This window comes from Streptomyces sp. SID13666 (assembly GCF_010548325.1).
Taxonomy (GTDB): Bacteria; Actinomycetota; Actinomycetes; order Streptomycetales; family Streptomycetaceae; genus Actinacidiphila; species Actinacidiphila fildesensis.
The window spans coordinates 58,285-75,333 of the sequence record NZ_JAAGLX010000018.1; the positions used below are offsets into that span (position 1 = coordinate 58,285).

The 17,049-nt window shown below is 71.6% G+C and carries 14 protein-coding genes; 7 read left to right on the top strand and 7 right to left on the bottom strand.

What is annotated here, in order from left to right; genetic code table 11:
* Positions 1-116 precede the first annotated feature (116 nt).
* Positions 117-1,319: a helix-turn-helix domain-containing protein gene (locus G3I60_RS22965; protein WP_164299614.1), complete on the bottom strand. Its 1,203-nt coding sequence runs from the start codon at positions 1,317-1,319 to the stop codon at positions 117-119.
* Between the two features lie 630 nt (positions 1,320-1,949).
* Between G3I60_RS22965 and G3I60_RS22970 the strand changes: the two genes are divergently transcribed.
* Positions 1,950-2,987 (top strand): methyltransferase domain-containing protein, encoded by a 1,038-nt coding sequence (locus G3I60_RS22970; RefSeq protein WP_164299616.1) that lies wholly within the window; start codon positions 1,950-1,952, stop codon positions 2,985-2,987.
* 227 nt (positions 2,988-3,214) lie between these two features.
* The gene (locus G3I60_RS22975; protein ID WP_164299618.1) at positions 3,215-3,610 is read left to right on the top strand and encodes a hypothetical protein; all 396 of its coding nucleotides are present in this window, start codon (positions 3,215-3,217) and stop codon (positions 3,608-3,610) included.
* A 244-nt stretch (positions 3,611-3,854) separates the two neighbouring features.
* Here G3I60_RS22975 and G3I60_RS22980 read toward each other — a convergent pair whose 3' ends face one another.
* Positions 3,855-4,400: a DUF1707 and FHA domain-containing protein gene (locus G3I60_RS22980; RefSeq protein ID WP_138355166.1), complete on the bottom strand. Its 546-nt coding sequence runs from the start codon at positions 4,398-4,400 to the stop codon at positions 3,855-3,857.
* A gap of 206 nt (positions 4,401-4,606) precedes the next feature.
* Between G3I60_RS22980 and G3I60_RS22985 the strand changes: the two genes are divergently transcribed.
* Positions 4,607-5,200 (top strand): TetR/AcrR family transcriptional regulator, encoded by a 594-nt coding sequence (locus G3I60_RS22985; RefSeq protein ID WP_203673605.1) that lies wholly within the window; start codon positions 4,607-4,609, stop codon positions 5,198-5,200.
* Here G3I60_RS22985 and G3I60_RS22990 read toward each other — a convergent pair.
* Positions 5,163-6,068: a MaoC/PaaZ C-terminal domain-containing protein gene (locus G3I60_RS22990; protein WP_164607658.1), complete on the bottom strand. Its 906-nt coding sequence runs from the start codon at positions 6,066-6,068 to the stop codon at positions 5,163-5,165. The two genes, G3I60_RS22985 and G3I60_RS22990, sit on opposite strands and share 38 nt — an antisense overlap.
* 179 nt (positions 6,069-6,247) lie before the next feature.
* Positions 6,248-7,558: a 3-oxoacyl-ACP reductase gene (locus G3I60_RS22995; RefSeq protein ID WP_164296525.1), complete on the bottom strand. Its 1,311-nt coding sequence runs from the start codon at positions 7,556-7,558 to the stop codon at positions 6,248-6,250.
* Between the two features lie 82 nt (positions 7,559-7,640).
* Between G3I60_RS22995 and G3I60_RS23000 the strand changes: the two genes are divergently transcribed.
* Positions 7,641-8,951 (top strand): acetyl-CoA C-acetyltransferase, encoded by a 1,311-nt coding sequence (locus G3I60_RS23000; protein WP_164296527.1) that lies wholly within the window; start codon positions 7,641-7,643, stop codon positions 8,949-8,951.
* A gap of 151 nt (positions 8,952-9,102) precedes the next feature.
* Complete coding sequence (locus tag G3I60_RS23005) at positions 9,103-11,004, top strand: long-chain fatty acid--CoA ligase (RefSeq protein WP_164296529.1); 1,902 nt, start codon at positions 9,103-9,105, stop codon at positions 11,002-11,004.
* 75 nt (positions 11,005-11,079) lie between these two features.
* Here G3I60_RS23005 and G3I60_RS23010 read toward each other — a convergent pair whose 3' ends face one another.
* Positions 11,080-12,306 (bottom strand): lipase family protein, encoded by a 1,227-nt coding sequence (locus tag G3I60_RS23010; RefSeq protein WP_343241961.1) that lies wholly within the window; start codon positions 12,304-12,306, stop codon positions 11,080-11,082.
* Positions 12,307-12,472: 166 nt separating this feature from the next.
* On the bottom strand, positions 12,473-13,498 hold the full coding sequence (locus G3I60_RS23015) for an AraC family transcriptional regulator (protein WP_164296533.1): 1,026 nt from the start codon (positions 13,496-13,498) through the stop codon (positions 12,473-12,475).
* 116 nt (positions 13,499-13,614) lie between these two features.
* Here G3I60_RS23015 and G3I60_RS23020 point away from each other — a divergent pair, with 116 nt between their 5' ends.
* Entirely contained in the window at positions 13,615-15,606 is a 1,992-nt protein-coding gene (locus tag G3I60_RS23020; protein WP_239070131.1) for a long-chain fatty acid--CoA ligase, read from the top strand.
* A gap of 72 nt (positions 15,607-15,678) precedes the next feature.
* Here G3I60_RS23020 and G3I60_RS23025 read toward each other — a convergent pair whose 3' ends face one another.
* Positions 15,679-15,882, bottom strand: a complete 204-nt coding sequence (locus G3I60_RS23025; protein WP_014144190.1) for a cold-shock protein — start codon at positions 15,880-15,882, stop codon at positions 15,679-15,681.
* A gap of 256 nt (positions 15,883-16,138) precedes the next feature.
* On the opposite strand from G3I60_RS23025, the gene G3I60_RS23030 reads away from it, so the two are divergent.
* The gene (locus G3I60_RS23030) at positions 16,139-16,990 is read left to right on the top strand and encodes a menaquinone biosynthetic enzyme MqnA/MqnD family protein (RefSeq protein ID WP_138355173.1); all 852 of its coding nucleotides are present in this window, start codon (positions 16,139-16,141) and stop codon (positions 16,988-16,990) included.
* The last annotated feature ends 59 nt before the right edge of the window (positions 16,991-17,049 follow it).

Here is a 17,049-nt window from a genome sequence, read left to right on the forward strand (position 1 = left end):
CGACGACGTAACGGAGCTGCCCCAACACGGCTGCGCACAGCGCCTCCCCGCCGTGCTCGTCATCGCGGGGCCGGCGGAGGGGCCTTAGGCGTGTTGCTGTTTTTGCCCCCGATGGCTTACGGATCTTGGTGCAGCCCGGCCCATCGCGCCAACGTCGTCAGTTCTGGCTTGGCGCGTCTGTGTAGAGACACCAACACTCGCAGTACCTCGCGGGCCATTGGGTGGATGCGTGCCATCTGCGGCGCCACTCTGCGTGCCTCCAACAGCGACTCCAAGGCCCCGTCCCGGTTGCCTGCCGCCAGATGCGCGCGAGCGGCGTCAATGTGGAGGTGGCCGATCCTGGTGGGCGCCAGCCCGGGAAGTCCTGTCCCAGAGCGCGTCAGGTCCTCGGCCATGCCTACAGCCTGGTGGGGCTTGTCGAGTTCAATCCATGAGGCCATTTGGTGGAGCCGGGTGTTGCCTTTGCCGAATGTCAGGTTGTGGCAGAGCATGTCTTCTTCTCCGAGCTGGTCTGCCAGCGTGGAGGCGTGCCGGACGTGCTCAGCGGTTGCGGCGGTGTTTCGGGCCCGTGAGGCGAGAGTGATTGCCCGGAGATGCAGGCTGCCGGCCGCGACAATCGCTTGTTGGTTGTTGCTGGGCGCGGCGGACAAGAGCACGATGGCGCGTTCGATAACGCCCATACCCCCGTCGTAGTCACCCGCCGTTTGGAACGTGCCTGCCTCCGTCCATGCGCTCGCTGCTTGCGCGATGGGCGACCATGTCCGGGTGGCGGCCCACTGCTGCCGCGCGACAATCAATTCGGCAAGGTCGGGGTAACCCAGGCGATGCGCCACGGTGTACGCGCAGCTGTACGCGTCAACCAGGAGAGCCCAAGCCTCGGGGTCATCGGCCTGGTGCGCGTGAATGGTGGCCCGGTTGATGAGACTGGGGAGAGTTTCGGCGAGTTCCCGGTACTGAGTGGCGGCGCGCAGTACGGATGCTTTGCGGAGGTCCGCGTGGAGCACGTCAGTGTCGGGCGTCTCTCCATCTGGCTGGGAGTATCGACGGACCGCTGCCCGCAGCGCGCTCATGGTCTCGTCCGCGACAGGGGATTCCGCGTACGGCTGACCGTAGACGACCTGCACAGACACGCCGAGAGCGTCCGCTAGTTGCGTCGCTACGGCAGGAAGGCAAGCGCGGTCGCCGACCTCGATCTTTTGCAGGAGCGACACCGAAACGCCCGCCCGATGCGCCAGGGCCGGCTGGGTCCATTCCCGTGTCTTGCGGAGTGCGGCGATGTTGGCGCCGACGGTGCCTGTCGTGGTGTCAGCTGCGTACATATCCCCAGTGTGCTGCGCCAGGCCCGTCGATGGCGCGATATGCACTCACGCCTCCCACGGGTGTGCAACTTCTGTGCAAGTTCGCCCGGTGCTTTGGGAGTTATCTGGTTGAAGAGCAGGGAGTGACCTTCCGCTAACTGTACGGAAGCAGCAATGGTCGGAGGCTTTTCGCCGATGAGACGGTTCGTAGCCGGCCAGTCGGCGCACCGAGGGCCTCGCCGCCGAAGCGACAGTCCGCGGGATCGCTCGCTGACCGAAGAGCAACGCACTGGTATGCGCTGTTGCTACTGCGGTGTGTGGCTTCAGGACGACGGCCGCCGCTTCATCGATTCGCGTCCCAGCGGTGACCGATCCGCTGGTGTGTGGGTCGCGGTCCTGCTCTACGCCTGTGACCCGAACTGTCTGACTCCCACGGAGGATCCCGCCATGAGCACTCCTGTTCCCCGTCCGCCCGACCCGTCGCCGATCCCGGTCGCCAAGCGCGGCAGTGGCAAGAGCCGTACTTCAGGAAAGGACAACTGACATGGCCAAGGGTGGAGACCACTCCGGCAAGCCCGACACCGCTCCACAGGACGGCCACCGCGATCGGCCGCCGACGAACCTTCCCAAGCCCAAGAAGTGACGGCTCTCATGGACTACCCCGAACTGACGGTTCCGCGGGAACCGTTCATCCCGCGTCTGATCGTCGCCGACCTCGGCCACGGTGACCGGATCATTGACCGTGACGACAACCCCGACCTGTGGGCTGAGGCGGTCGCCGCTGACATCCCGATCGTCACGCATCAGGACATCGACGGTCCCACGTCGTCGAACTCCATGCCGTACATGGTCGCGCAAATGTTCCGCGTACTGGACGTGAAGCCTGGCCACAACGTGCTGGGCATCGGTACCGGCACGGGCTGGGATTCGGCCCTGTTAGCCGATCGCGTCGGCGTCGAGAACGTGACCACCGTGGACGTCGATCGCGAAGTTGCGGCGACGGCTCGCCAGAATCTGGCCGATGCGGGCTGGTCCGGCGTCCACGTCTACTGCGCGGACGGGGCAGCCGGCTGGTTACCCCGTGCTCCGTACGATCGCCTGCTCGCCAGCTGCTCCGTTCGCGAAATCCCCTACCAGTGGGTGCAGCAGACCCACGGGCTGATCGTCACCCCGTGGGGACACGGTCTGTCGAACGGCGGCCTGCTGCGTCTGGAGTCGGACGGCGTGACCGCGAGCGGCCGTGTGGTGGACGAGGCGTCGTTCATGTGGCTGCGGGCCCACCGGCCTGCCGGATGGTCGGCGCCGGCCACGTTCACCCAGAGCGAGAGCGCGTTGGATCCACTCGCAGTGTTCGGCTCGACTGCGGTGCTCTTCGCGATCGGCCATCGGGTGCCGGGTGTCGAGTACGTCACGGTCCGCGATGGGGGCGCCTACGTCTCTGCCATCCATATCAGCGACGGAACATCCATCGCCGAGGTGGATACAGCGGAAGGAGCCTCGTCGTTCTCCGTCCGGCAGTCGGGCCCCCGCCATCTGTGGGACGAGATCGAAACCGCGTACGCGTGGTGGACCTCGATCGGCAAGCCCGAGAAGACGGACTTCGGGCTGACCGTCATGGCCAGCGGTCAGCGGGTATGGCTGCACAGTCCAGACAACATCATCGACGGACGGGCGGTCCCCGATGAGTGACGACGACACTCCGCCTCTGCCTTCTCGCATACCGGGCCGTTCTTGGTCGGGGATCGTCCAGGGCGAGCCCGAGTACACGTTCACTGCCTTCGGCGTGGACTTCATCGGCCGCCAAGACCTGCCCCCGCTGCGGGTTCCCCATGAGCGTGATCATCTGCTCCCGGTCACGCGCGACATGCCCAACCTGATGCCCCCAACCTGCTGACCCGACGAGGAAGGCCGAGCAGATGGCCCGTGAACCTCTGACCGCAGTCAACGTCGATGACGAGGTGTACGACACCGCGCGCAAATGCTCGGCCTTCGTCGTCCAGATCGACACCGGCTATCACCGCCCCTGGATCCAACGCCACCGCGGACCGGTGATCTGGCTCCGCAAGGCCGCCGGCGGCGTAGAGCGCTGCGCCAACCTCTCCGAACTGCAAGCCCCCGACCGAACGGACACGGCTCTGTGGGGGAACGGCAGCTTGGCGGCTGGGAAGAGATCGAACGGCGCGCTCATATCCCCCAACGAGACCGGTACGAAGCGGAGCGACCGCTCCGGCCTCTGCCGCATCGCGGCAGCAGCTGCTCCCCGCCCGCCCATTCCCGGTGGCGCGGTCGCCTCGCGCGCCTGTCATGCGTGACGGCTGGGGTACGGCGCCCCACCACGCGGAGCCGGCAGAGGATCAGCCACGCAAGGCGGGCCACCCCTCCCTCGCTGCCGGCCGTCTTTGGCACGCCGTCCCGGCGGCAGTCGGCAGCGCTCCCGGCCACGCGTGCCATGTGACGGTTGCCGCGTCTGAACGCCCGCCTGACCTGCTCTGGGCTCGGGAAGGAGGTCCAGGACGCCCACGCAGCGTGTGAAGCCGGCGGCGGTACGGGGCCGGATCAGCCGGAGGCGAGGCGGAAGTTGAGGCTGCCGAAGGCCACGTGGTCGCCGGGGTGGACGCGGACGGTGCCGGTGATGCGGAGGCCGTTGACGTGGGTGCCGTTGAGGGAGCCGAGGTCGGAGAGGAGCCAGGCGTTGTCCTGGTAGCGGAGCTCGGCGTGGGTGCGGGAGACGGAGTCGTGGCCGAGGCGGAGGTCGCACACCGGGGCGCGGCCGATGCGCAGGGGCTGGGGGCCGGGCTCGGGCAGCCGCAGGCCGGGGAGCTGCTGGGTGCGCCAACTGCCGCGCAGGCGTACGGAGAGCGCGGAGAGGCGGGCGACGGTGCGCAGCAGGAGTTGCGGGGCGCGGCCGCGGGAGGGGAGGTCGGCGAGGGCGCCGTCGACCTCGGCGCGGCTGCGGGCGGTGAGCACGATGTGCATGCGGTGCATGAAGGTGTCGTGGGAGAGCCGGCCGTCGCCGGTCCCGGCACGGAGCACCTCGAGTGCGTGGTCCCGCTCGTTCTCCGACGGCCGTACGCCCTGGGCGCGGAACTCGGGGGACGTCATGGTGGGATTGTCGGCCCGTCAGTAGGGCTCTGTCCAGATTCCCGAGGGGTGGCCGGTTGTCCGGAACCCGCCACGGGCCCTGTCCCGGGCGGCAGGCCGGGCGGAGACCCGCCCCGTAGGCTTACTTTCGGGTAGGGCTACGCGAGAGGTGGCACGGGGTGGGCGGGAAGACCAAGCGGGTGCCGCGGCAGGTGCGGGAGCAGCAGATGCTCGACGCGGCGGTGGCGACGTTCGCGCGGCGGGGGTACCGGGCGGCCTCGATGGATGAGATCGCCGAGCTGGCGGGGGTGTCGAAACCCCTCGTCTATCTGTATCTGAATTCGAAGGAAGAGCTGTTCACCGCGTGCATCCGGCGGGAGGCGGCGGCGCTCACCGAGGCGGTGATGGCCGGGGTGGAGCCGGGGGCGGCGCCGGACCGGCAACTGTGGTGCGGGCTGCGGGCGTTCTTCACGCATACGACGGAGCGTCCCGACGGCTGGACCGTGCTGTATCAGCAGGCGCGGACCCAGGGGGAGCCGTTCGCGGACGAGGTCGCGAAGATGCGCGCCGAGATCGCCGAGTTCGTCAGGGAGCTGATCGCCGCCGCGGCCCGGGAGGCCGACTGCGCCGGGGAGCTTGCCGAGCGGGAGGTCACGGCGCTGGCGCACGCCCTGGTGGGCGCGGCGGAGTCGCTGGCGGGCTGGGGCTGCGAGCAGCCCGGCCAGTCGGGGAAGGACACCGCGGCGACACTGATGAACTTCGCCTGGGCCGGCCTGGGCAACCTCATGAACGGCCGGCGCTGGGAACCACCTCGCCCGTGAGGTGGACGCGGCCGTCGCCGCGCAGCTCGAAGCGGGTTCCCGTCCCGGGAGTGGTCTCGGACGTGGTCTCGGACGTGGTCTCGGCCGTGTAGGTCACCGTGCCGGGGAGCAGCACCGGTGCTCCGAACGTGGCCCGCAGGGTGATCCGGTCGGCGTTCAGTGGCACCGCTTCGGCGGCGCAGCGGGCCACGGTCCACATGCCGTGGGCGATGGCGCGGGGGAAGCCGAGGGGCTTCGCGGTCCAGGGGTGGAGGTGGATCGGGTTGTAGTCGCCGGACACTCGCGCATGGCGGCGGCCCAGGTCCGCGGTGAGCCGCCAGGTGGCGACGGCGGCCAGCGTGGACCCCGCGGGCTCCGGCGCCTCGTCGGGGCGCGGGCCCGTGGCGCCGCTGTGCCGGGCGAGGTACGTACTGCGGTCGGACCACACGAGTTCGCCGTGGAGACGGGCCTCGGTCACGAGGACGGCTTCGGTGCCGCGGTGGTGCGGGCGGAGCGCCGAGGTGTGGACGGTCAGTTCGGGACGGTCGGTCGCGCGCAGGGCCCGCACCTGGGTGATCTCGATCGAGGTGTGCACCAGGCCGAGCAGCGGCAGCGGGAACGCGCGGTCCGCCATCAGCTGCGCGGCCAGCGGGAACCCGAGGATGTGCGGGTAGGTCAGCGGGACCGCGCCGGACGCGTTGTCGGGGTAGCCGCAGACCCGCGCGTACGCGGCGAGCCGGCCCGGGTCGATGCGCGCGGCGGGCAGGACCAGCCGGTCGGTGGGCGCCGCCAAGGCGCGCGGCCACCCGCGCTTGCGGCGCGAGCCGAGCGCGCCCCGGGCCAGGACCAGGGGCAGCCGCGGTGGCGCGGCGAGGGTGCGGGTGGGCACGTCGGGTTGTCCCTTCCATTCGGCGATGCGGGATTCGGGCCACGCGGTGCGGGCCACGCGGTGCGGGCCACGCGGTGCGGGCCACGCGGTGCGGGCCACGCGGTGCGGGCCACGCGGTGCGGGCCACGCGGTGCGAGCCACGCGGTGCGAGCCACGCGGTGCGGGTCACGCGGTGCGGGTCACGCGCCCAGCAGGCTCTGGCCGCAGACGCGCACGACCTGCCCCGTGACACCGCCCGATCCGGGATCCGCGAACCAGGCGATGGTCTCGGCCACGTCGACCGGAAGCCCGCCCTGGCCGAGGGAGTTCATCCGGCGGCCCGCCTCGCGGATGAACAGCGGGACCGCGGCGGTCATCTTCGTTTCGATGAACCCGGGGGCGACGGCGTTCACGGTGATGCCGTGCCCGGTCGTGCGCGGATCCGTCGCGAGCGCGCGGACGAAGCCGATGACGCCGGCCTTCGAGGCGGCGTAGTTGGTCTGGCCGGCGTTGCCCGCGATGCCGCTGATCGAGGCGGTGGCGACGATCCGGCCGCCGTCCCGCAGGGTGCCGGACTTCAGCAGGTGGTCGGTGGTGCGGATGACGCTGCCGAGGTTGACGTCGAGGACGGAGTCCCAGCGGTCGGCGGCCATGTTGGCGAGCTTGCGGTCGCGGGTGATCCCGGCGTTGTGGACCAGCACGTCCAGGCCGTCGGGGAGCGCGGCGGCGATACGTTCCCCGGCGTCCGGCGCGGTGATGTCCAGGGCGAGCGCGGTGCCGCCCAACCGCCGCGCGACATCGGCCAGGGCCTCTTCGGCCTGCGGGACGTCGAGGCAGACGACATGGTGGCCGTCACGGGCGAGCGTGGCGGCGACGGACTCGCCGATGCCGCGCGCGGCGCCGGTGACGAGCGCGATCCGGGTGCCGGAGGCGGGAGCGGTGGCGGGGACGACCGGGCCCGCCGGGCCGACCTCGATGACCTGGCCGCTCACGTACGCGGACCTGGGGGAGAGGAGGAAGCGCAGCGTCGACCCGGAGTCCGCGCCGGGCGCCAGGCGCAGCAGTTGGACGGTACGGCCGCGGCCGATCTCCTTGCCGAGGGAGCGGACGAGGCCTTCGAGCGCCTGCTGGGCGGCGGCCTGGTGGGGGTCGGCCGGATCCGGGACGGCGCCGAGAACGACCAGCCGGCCGCAGGGCGCGAGCGAGCGGACGACGGGGTGCAGTGCCGCGTACACGTCGTGCAGCGCCCGCGGTTCGCAGATGCCGGTGGCGTCCAGAACGACAGCGGCAGGTGCGTCGGCCGCAGGCGCGTCGGGTGCGCCGGACACCGGCTCCGTACCGGTCGCGTCGTCCGGTCGCGGGGCGCCGGCCGTCAGGCGCAGGACCGGTCCTGCCAGGTCCGGGTGTTCCGGGGACCACCGGCGGAGCGCGGTGGGCTGGGGGAGTCCGAGGCGGCCGGAGAGGAAGCGGCCGGGGGCCGTACCCGTGAAACGGAGATAGCGATCGGCCATTGGCCTTCTCCTTACTCTGGAGTAAGTTTACCGCCGGTAAGGCTACTGGTGAGTCAGCGCCCAGCCAAGGGAGAGCCAGCCGATGAGTGATCGCAGGGACAGTCCGCGCCGGGTCGCGGTGGTGGCGGGCAACCGCATACCGTTCGCCCGCTCCGACGGCCCGTACGCCACCGCGTCCAACCAGGACATGCTGGGTGCGGCGCTGGCCGGACTGGTGGAAAGGACCGGGCTGGCCGGTGAGCGCGTCGGGGAGTTCGTGGCCGGGGCCGTCCTCAAGCACAGCCGTGACTTCAACCTCGCCCGCGAGACCCTGCTCGGCAGCACCCTCGACCCCGCCACCCCCGCCTACGACATCCAACAGGCGTGCGGCACCGGGTTGCAGGCGATCATCGCCGTCGCGAACAAGATCGCGCTCGGCCAGCTCGACTGCGGCATCGCGGGCGGCGCCGACACCGCGAGCGACGCACCGCTCGGCGTCAACGACCAGTTGCGGCGGATCCTGCTGGAGACGCGCCGCGCCAGGTCCGCGGGTGCGCGCGCCAGGGCGCTGGCGCGCATCCGGCCACGTCATCTCGTACCGGAGATCCCGCGCAACGCCGAGCCGCGCACCGGTCTGTCGATGGGCGAGCACGCCGCGCTCACCGCCAAGCGGTGGGACATCGCGCGCGAAGCGCAGGACGTCCTGGCCGCCGCCAGCCACCAACGCCTCGCCGCAGCGTACGAACGCGGCCTGTTCGACGACCTGGTGACGCCCTTCCGGGGCCTGGACCGCGACCAGAACCTGCGCCCGGACTCCACCGCCGAGCGGCTCGCCCGGCTGCGGCCGGTCTTCGGCGTGCGGGAGGGCGGCGCCACCATGACGGCCGGCAACTCGACACCGCTCACGGACGGCGCGGCCGTCGTCCTGCTGGCGAGCGAGGAATGGGCGGCCGACCGCGGGCTGGAGCCGCTCGCCTTCCTCACGGCGTACGAGACGGCCGCCGTCGACTTCGTCGGCAACCCCATGGGCGACGAGGAAGGGCTGCTCATGGCGCCCGCGTACGCCGTGCCGCGCCTGCTGGAACGGGCCGGGCTCGCCCTCGGCGGCTTCGACCTCTACGAGATCCACGAGGCGTTCGCCTCGCAGGTGCTGGCCACCCTCGCCGCCTGGGAGGACAAGGAGTTCTGCACCGGACGGCTCGGCCTGGAACGCCCGTTGGGAACGGTGGACCGGGAGCGGCTGAACGTGGCCGGCTCGTCGCTCGCCACCGGGCACCCCTTCGCGGCGACCGGCGCCCGCATCGTCGCGACCCTCGCCGCGCTGCTCGCCGAACGCGGCGGCCCCGGGCGCGGGCTGGTCTCCATCTGCGCGGCAGGCGGCCAGGGGGTCACGGCCGTGCTCGAACGCCCCTGAACCGCCTCGCGCCCCGCCGCTCGGCCCCGTGAAGCGCTCGTCCAACACGTTGCCCTGAAACCGACCTCGTCCCCGCCCGATGCCGCCCTGAACGCCGCCGATCCGCGTAGCGCGAGCCGCCGTACGATTCCGCGAACCAGGAGAGCCCCTGATGTCCCGTAAGAGCCCGATACCGTCCCAACTCGTCGCCGTGGAACCGGATCTCGTCGTCTCGGGCGGTTCGGTCCGGCAGGCGTCCGTGCCGGCTCTCGTACCGCCCGAGAGCGCCGGGAGCCTCGCGGACATCCCGTTCCGCAACGCGGTGGAGGCTCCGCAGGAGGCCGTCCTCAGCCGCAAGGACGAGCGCGGGGCCTGGCGCGACATCACGGCCGCGGCGTTCCGCGACGAGGTGGTCGCGGTGGCGAAGGGGCTGATCGCCTCCGGGCTGCGCCCCGGCGACCGGCTCGCGATCATGTCGCGGACGACCTACGAGTGGACGCTGCTGGACTTCGCGGCCTGGGCCGCCGGCCTCATCACCGTCCCCATCTACCCGACGTCCTCCGCCGCGCAGGCCGCCTGGATCCTCGCGGACTCCGGGGCGGTGGCCTGCGCGGTGGAGAGCGTCGAGCAGACCCGGCTGGTCAGCGGGCGGCGCCGCGAGCTGACCGGGCTGCGGCATCTGTGGCAACTGGACGCGGGCGGCATCTCCCAGCTGATCTCCGAGGGGCGGGAGCTGCCGGACATCCTCATCGAGGGGCGGCGCGGCGGCCTCCGACCCGACAGCGTCGCCACCCTCATCTACACGTCGGGCACCACCGGACGCCCCAAGGGCTGCATCCTCACGCACGCCAACTTCTTCGCCGAGGTCGACAACTCCATCGAGCTGCTGCACCCCGTCTTCAAGTCGGTGAGCGAGGAGCCCGCCTCGACGCTGCTCTTCCTGCCCCTGTCGCACGTCTTCGGGCGGATGGTCGCCGTCGGCTGTCTGCGGGCCCGGGTCAAGCTCGGCCACGCGCCCAGCATCGCCACCGACGATCTGCTGGCCGACCTCGCCGGCTTCCGGCCGACGTTCCTGCTCGCGATCCCGTACGTGCTGGAGAAGGTCTACAACACCGGCCGCGCCACGGCCGAGTCCATGGGCCGGGCCGCCTCCTTCGACCGCGCCGCCTCGATCGCGCGGCGGTACGGCGAGGCCCTGGAGGCGCAGCAGTCCGGCACCGGGCGCGGGCCCTCGCTCGGGCTGCGGGCCGCCCACGCGCTCTACGACCCGCTCGTCTACCGGCGGATCCGCGCCGCCCTCGGCGGCAAGGTCCGCTACGCGATCTGCGGCGGCTCACCACTCGGCCGCCGCCTCGCCGCCTTCTACGCGGGCGCGGGCGTCGTGGTCTTCGAGGGCTACGGGCTGACGGAGACCACGGCCGCCGCCACCGTCACCCCACCCCTGCGGCCCCGGCTCGGCACCGTCGGCTGGCCGCTGCCGGGTGCCGCCGTCCGGATCGCCGACGACGGCGAGGTGCTGCTCAGCGGCGGCATGGTGTTCGGCGGCTACTGGAACGGCCGGGTCGGGGCGTATCACCCGGTGAACGGCGGCTGGTTCGCCACCGGTGACATCGGGGAGCTCGACGCCGAGGGCTATCTGACGATCACCGGCCGCAAGAAGGAGATCATCATCACCGCGGGCGGCAAGAACGTCGCCCCGGCTCCGCTGGAGGACCGGCTCCGGGCGCACCCCCTCGTGGGGCAGTGCATGGTCGTCGGCGACAACCGCCCCTACGTGGCCGCGCTCATCACCCTCGAACCGGACGGCCTCAGCCACTGGCGCCGGATGCACCACCGCGACGGCGTCCGTCCGGCGCAGCTCGCCGAGGACCCGGAGCTCCTCGCGGAGATCCAGCACGCCGTCGACGACGCGAACGACTCGGTGTCACGGGCCGAGTCGATCCGGCGCTTCCGGGTGCTGCCGGTGGAGTTCACGGAGGAGTCGGGGCATCTGACGCCGTCGATGAAGCTCAGGCGGGCGGCGGTCGCGAGGGACTTCACCAAGGAGATCGAGGATCTCTACCGCAAGCGGTGACGGCCGTGGTGATGCGCCGGCGCCGGCCGGACCGGTTCCCCGGTCCGGCCGGCGCCGGCGTGTGAACGACCCCGGTCAGCAGTTGCCCGCCGTGGGGTGGCCGGCGAAGCGGTCGGCGAGCCAGGCCATGGCGAAGGGTGAACCCGCGATGGCTCCGGTGATGTGGCCGAGCGGCATCGACTGCCACTGGACGTCGACGCCCTTCGCGCACCAGTCGGCGCGCAGCTGCTGCCCCACGGTGTAGGGGATCAGCTCGTCGATGACGCCGTGGTAGAGGTAGACCGGGGCGTCGGGCGCGTGGGTGCCCAGCGCGTCGGCGCGCAGCGCGCTCTGCCAGTCGGCCTGGTAGAGCGGGTTGCTGACGGTCACCTGGTCGATGCGCTGGAAGAGACCGGCGATGGCGTCTATGGCGACGCACTGCGTCTTGACGATGTTCACCACCGACCGGCCGTTGTCGTTGAGGTACTTGGCGAGGTCGAGCGCCGGGTACGCGGCGTCGTGGCCGACGGCCGCGGCGAGGATCAGGCCCGCGCCGACGCCGCCGTTGTTGAAGTCGGCGACCTTGAGGAGATCGGCGGGGACGCCGCCGGTGGCGGTGCCCCTGACGTTCAGGCCGGGTGCGTAGGAGTCATGGATCTCGGCGGCCCAGCTGGAGGCCTGGCCGCCCTGCGAGTAGCCCATGATGCCGACGGGCGTGTCGGCGTTCAGGCCGGTGCCGGGCAGCCGTTCGGCGGCGCGGGCCGCGTCTCGCCCGGCCTGCCCCTCGGCCCGGCCGACGGTGTACGTGTGGGTGCCGGGGGTGCCGAGCCCTTCGTAGTCGGTGACCGCGACGGCCCAGCCGCGCAGCAGCGCCTGCCAGATGAGACTGCCCTCGGCGGTGGTCCCGGTGGGGAAGCCGCGGGAGGGAGCGCAGCTGTCGGCGAGGCCGACGGTGCCGACGGCGTACGTGACGAGGGGGCGCTGTCCGGTGCGGCCGTCGTCGGGGACGAGGACGGTGCCGGAGACGACGTTGGGGGCGCCGGTGGCGGTGGTGGACCGGTAGCGGATCTTCCAGGCCCTGGTGCTGGTGAGGACGAGGGGGTTGGGCATGAAGCGGCTCGGCTCGGCGCTGACGATGTCGCCGGGCTGCCCGGTGGACGTGGCGGACGCGGTGGACGTGGCGGACGCGGCGGACGCGGCGGCATGTGCCGCCGTTGTCGTTGCTCCGGCCGGGGCTGCGGCGGCGGTCAGTGCGGTCGTCAGTGCCAGGGCGGCCAGGGCCGCCAGGACGGTGTGCCGGATGCGTCGTACGGTGCTCTGCACTGCGGCTCTCCCATCAATACGGTGGAAGGTGTGGGGTACAGGGACCGTAGTGACTTGCGGGTAGCCCCGGCGTTGACCACGCCGCTCACCTTTGCTGACCCGGAACCGCATTCATCCCAAAGGATTCACTCCGGGCGCTCGCGCCAGGGGACCCGGCGCGGGAGCCTCACTCCGAGGGATGCGCCCCGAGGGCCGCATGGCGGTACGCGCCGGGGGTGGTTCCGGTCCAGCGGCGGAAGGCCCGGTGGAAGGCGGTGTCCTCGGAGAATCCGAGCCGCGCCGCCAGTTGGGCGATCGGTTCGTGCCCCTCGCTGAGCCCGGCGATGGCCGCGTCCCTGCGGACGGAGTCCTTGAGCCGCTGGAAGGACGTGCCCTCGGCCGTCAGCCGGCGGCGCAGGGTCGCGGGGCTGACCGCGAGCCGCGCCGCGATCTCCGGGGCCTCCGGCAGCCGGGTGCGGGTGATCAGGGCGCGGGCCATCGTGCGGCGGATCTGTTCGGTGACGGTGGTGCCGTAGTCGCGCCGGCTGAGCAGGTCGGCGGGCGCCCGGCGCAGCAGTTCGCCGAGCGCCGACTCGTCCTGGATGAGCGGGGCGTCGAGCCAGTGCGCGTCGAAGGAGGCGCCGGTGTGCTCCGCGCCGAAGCGGACCGGGCAGCCGAAGAGCAGGTCGTACTCGGCCCGGTGCGGGGGCGCCGGATAGGCGAACTCGGCGCGCCGCAGCGGGATGCGGCTGCCGACGAGCCAGCTGGAGAGCCGGTGCCAGATGACGACCAGGCACTCGGAGAGGAAGTGGTCCGGGTCGTCGGTGAGCTCGCCGCGCACGGTGAAGCGCGCGACACCGTCCGACGCGCCGACGCCGAGGGCGGGGCCGCTCGGGAACAGCCCGTAGAACCGCACCGCCCGGTCCAGCGCGGCGCCCAGGTCACGGCCGCCCAGGGCCGTGCAGCACATCATGGCGAAGGTGCCGCGCGGGCTGGGCGCGGGGCCGAGACCGAGGAACTCGTCGTTCGTGGCCCGGTGCAGTTCCTTGACGAGGCAGGTGAACTGGGCGTCGGTCACCCGGGCCCGGTCGTCGCCGAGCAACAGGGGTGCGATCTGGGCCCGTTGGAGCAGCGGGGCGGTGTCGATGCCGAGCCGCTGGGCACCGCGTAACGCCGCTCTGACCCGGTGCACCGTGATCGTATGCGTGCCCATGACACTCAACGGTGCTCCCGCTGAGCGGCAGGGTCAACCCGTGTGACGGTTCGTGTCATCTTCGTGGGGTCTCGTGCTTCATAGCGTCATGGCTACACGACCAAGGGAGGCGCGCGATGGGCACCATGGCACCGCAGACCGATCGGCCAGGGACGCTGGCGTTGACAGCGGAATGGGTGGCGGAACGGCACGGCGACAGTCCCGCACTGCGCTTCCGCGCCGGCGGCGGCTGGCGCGACATCACCTATACGCAACTGCGCGACACCGTACGGCGGGCCGGCTGCGGGCTCGTCGCGCTCGGCGTCGAGCCCGGTGACCGGCTGGCGATCCTGTCCGAGACCCGGCCGGAGTGGACGTACGCGCACCTCGCCGCGCTGGCGGCGGGCGCGGTCGTCGTGCCGGTCTATCCGACGGCCGGCGACGAGGAGGTCGCCTGGGTGCTGAGCGACTCCGGTACCTCCGTGATCCTCTGCGAGGACGACCGGCAGGCCGCCAAGGTGGAGCGGCTGCGGGACCGGCTGCCGCAGCTCCGGCAGGTCCTGGTGCTCAGCGAGCTCGACGGGCTGGCGGCGGGCACTGCGGCTGAAGGCGCTGCGGCTGAAGGCACCGCAGCCGAAGGCACCGCGGCGGGCGGCATCGCCGCGGAGGACACGGTGGCGGAGGGCTCGGCCGGGACGCCCGCCCCTCTGGACGACGACCTGCTCGCCGAACTGCTGGCCCGTGCCGGGGCGCGCAAGCCCGAGGACCTGGCGTCCATCGTCTACACCTCCGGCACCACCGGGATGCCCAAGGGGTGCCGGCTCACCCACGGCAACTTCGGCGCCGTGCAGGACGCCACCGTGCCGCACATCGAGGGCGGCCTCCCCGGCGACACCACGTATCTGTACCTGCCGCTCGCCCACATGCTGGCCCAGCTGATCCAGTTCACGACGCTGCTGGTCGGCGGGGCGCTGTGCTTCTTCGGCGGGCGGATCGAGAGCATCGTCGCCGAGCTCGCCGAGGTCAGGCCCACCCATCTGCCGTCCGTGCCGCGGCTGTTCGAGAAGGTGCACTCCCAGGTGCTGTCGCTCGCGGAGTCGCAGGAGGGCGGCCGGGAACGGTTCGAGGCGGCCGTCGCGCTCGGCGTGCGGGCGGCCGAGCTGCGGGACCGGGGCGAGGAGCTGCCGCCGGAGCTGCGCGAGGCCTACGACGCCGCGGACGCCGCGCTCTTCAGCCTGGTCCGCGCCGTCTTCGGCGGCCGGCTGCGCTGGGCGACCACCGGAGCCGCGCCCATCGCCCCGCAGACCATGGACTTTCTGCGGGCCTGCGGGCTGGCCGTCCTGGAGGGGTACGGCATGACGGAGTCCGGCGGCATCATCGCCGTCAACCACGCCACCGACTTCCGGCACGGCACGGTCGGCCGGCCCATCGACGGCTGCGAGGTGCGGATCGCGGACGACGGGGAGGTACTCGCGAGGGGCGCCAACGTCTTCCCCGGCTACCACGGCGACCCGGACGCGACGTCCGAGGCGCTGGACTCCGACGGCTGGCTGCACACCGGGGACCTCGGCGCGTTCGACGCCGACGGCTATCTGACGATCACCGGCCGGAAGAAGGACATCGTCATCACCTCGGCCGGCAAGAACCTCACCCCGACCCAGATCGAGTTCGCCATCCAGCAGTCCCGCTACGTCTCCCGGGCGGTGATGATCGGCGACCGCCGCCCCTACCCGGTCGCGGTGCTCACCCTGGACCCGGACGAGATCATCGGCTGGGCGTCGCGCACCAAGAAGATCCTGGGCGCCCGCCCGACCCGGCACCCGGAGGTGCACGCCCTGGTGCAGGAGATCGTGGACGCGGCCAACGAGCAGGTCGCCCGGCCGGCGCGGATCCGGGCGTTCGTGATTCTCGACGAGGACCTGTCGGTGGAGGCGGGTGAACTCACCCCGACGCTGAAGCTCCGCCGCTCGGTGGTCGCGGAGCGGTACCGGGACCGGATCGACGCGCTCTACGCGGAGCTGGCGGGACGCCCGGAACACGTGGAAAGTACGGAACGCGGAGAAAGCACAGAACGCGATGAAAGCGGGGAAGGCCGGGAAACTCCGGAACCCGTGCCGGGCCCGCGGTAGCGGCGGGAAAGGCAGGAGCCCCGCACAACCGGTGCGGGGCTCCTTGGCAATGCTGTGAGGCGATCCCGTCGATCAGACCGGGGTTACGTTCTCCGCCTGGGGGCCCTTCGGGCCCTGGGTGACGTCGAAGTTGACCTGCTGGTTCTCCTCGAGGGAGCGGAACCCAGCGGCGTTGATCGCGGAGTAGTGAACGAAGACGTCGGGGCCCCCGCCGTCCTGGGCGATAAAGCCGAAGCCCTTTTCAGCGTTGAACCACTTCACGGTTCCGGTAGCCATAAAGCCCTCCTTGGGCCCAAAGGGTTGCCCTGCTCCAGAACCTGCAACTGCGAAGTCTGAAAACTACAAAAGCCTACGGGGTCACATGCTCCGCAGGCTCTGTACTGCAAGGGAAACCAAACTGCAACTTGCGAGGAGAGTAGCACGCAGGTTCAGGGGTGGGGAAGGGTCTCAAGATCGGCCTTTCGAGGCCCTTCCAGGGGCTGTTCCGCCGCCCGGCCACAAGATCCGCAAGGACCAGGACTAGCCTCCTGATGTGGACAAATCTGCACCTGACGCCGAAAGCGGCCGGACCCGTCCGCGGGTCGGCCACATCCAGTTCCTGAACTGCGTGCCCCTGTACTGGGGGCTTGCCAGGACAGGAGCTCTCCTCGACCTGGAACTCACCAAGGACACCCCGGAGAAACTCAGCGCCCAGCTGGTGCGCGGGGACCTGGACGTCGCTCCCGTCACGCTCATGGAGTACCTGCGGCACGCCGACGAACTGGTGGCGCTCCCGGACATCGCCGTCGGCTGCGACGGCCCCGTCATGTCCTGCGTCATCGTGAGCCAACTGCCGCTCGACCAGCTCGACGGCCAGCGGGTCGCCCTCGGCTCCACGAGCCGGACCTCCGTGCGCCTCGCTGAGCTGCTGCTCACCGAGCGGTACGGGGTGCGCCCCGAGTACTACAGCTGCCCGCCCGACCTGTCGCTGATGATGCAGGAGGCACAGGCCGCCGTCCTCATCGGTGACGCGGCCCTGCGGGCCTCCCTGCACGACGCGCCCCGGCTCGGCCTGCAGGTGCACGACCTGGGCCAGATGTGGAAGGACTGGACGGGGCTGCCGTTCGTCTTCGCCGTCTGGGCCACCCGCCGCGACTACTTCGCGCGCGAGCCGGAGGCCGTCCGCGAGGTGCACCGCGCGTTCCTCGCCTCGCGTGACCTCTCGCTGGAGGAGGTCGACAAGGTCGCCGAGCAGGCCGCCCGCTGGGAGTCCTTCGACTCCGAGCTGCTGAGCCGGTACTTCACGACGCTCGACTTCTCCCTCGGCGCCGGGCAGCTCACCGGCATCGCCGAGTTCGCCCGTCGCGTCGGCTTCCCCGAGGAGGCGCGCGTCGAACTGCTCTGACCACGCGCCTCCCGGGACCGGAGCGACCGCTGTCGCCCGGAGTGACCGGTGCTCCCCGA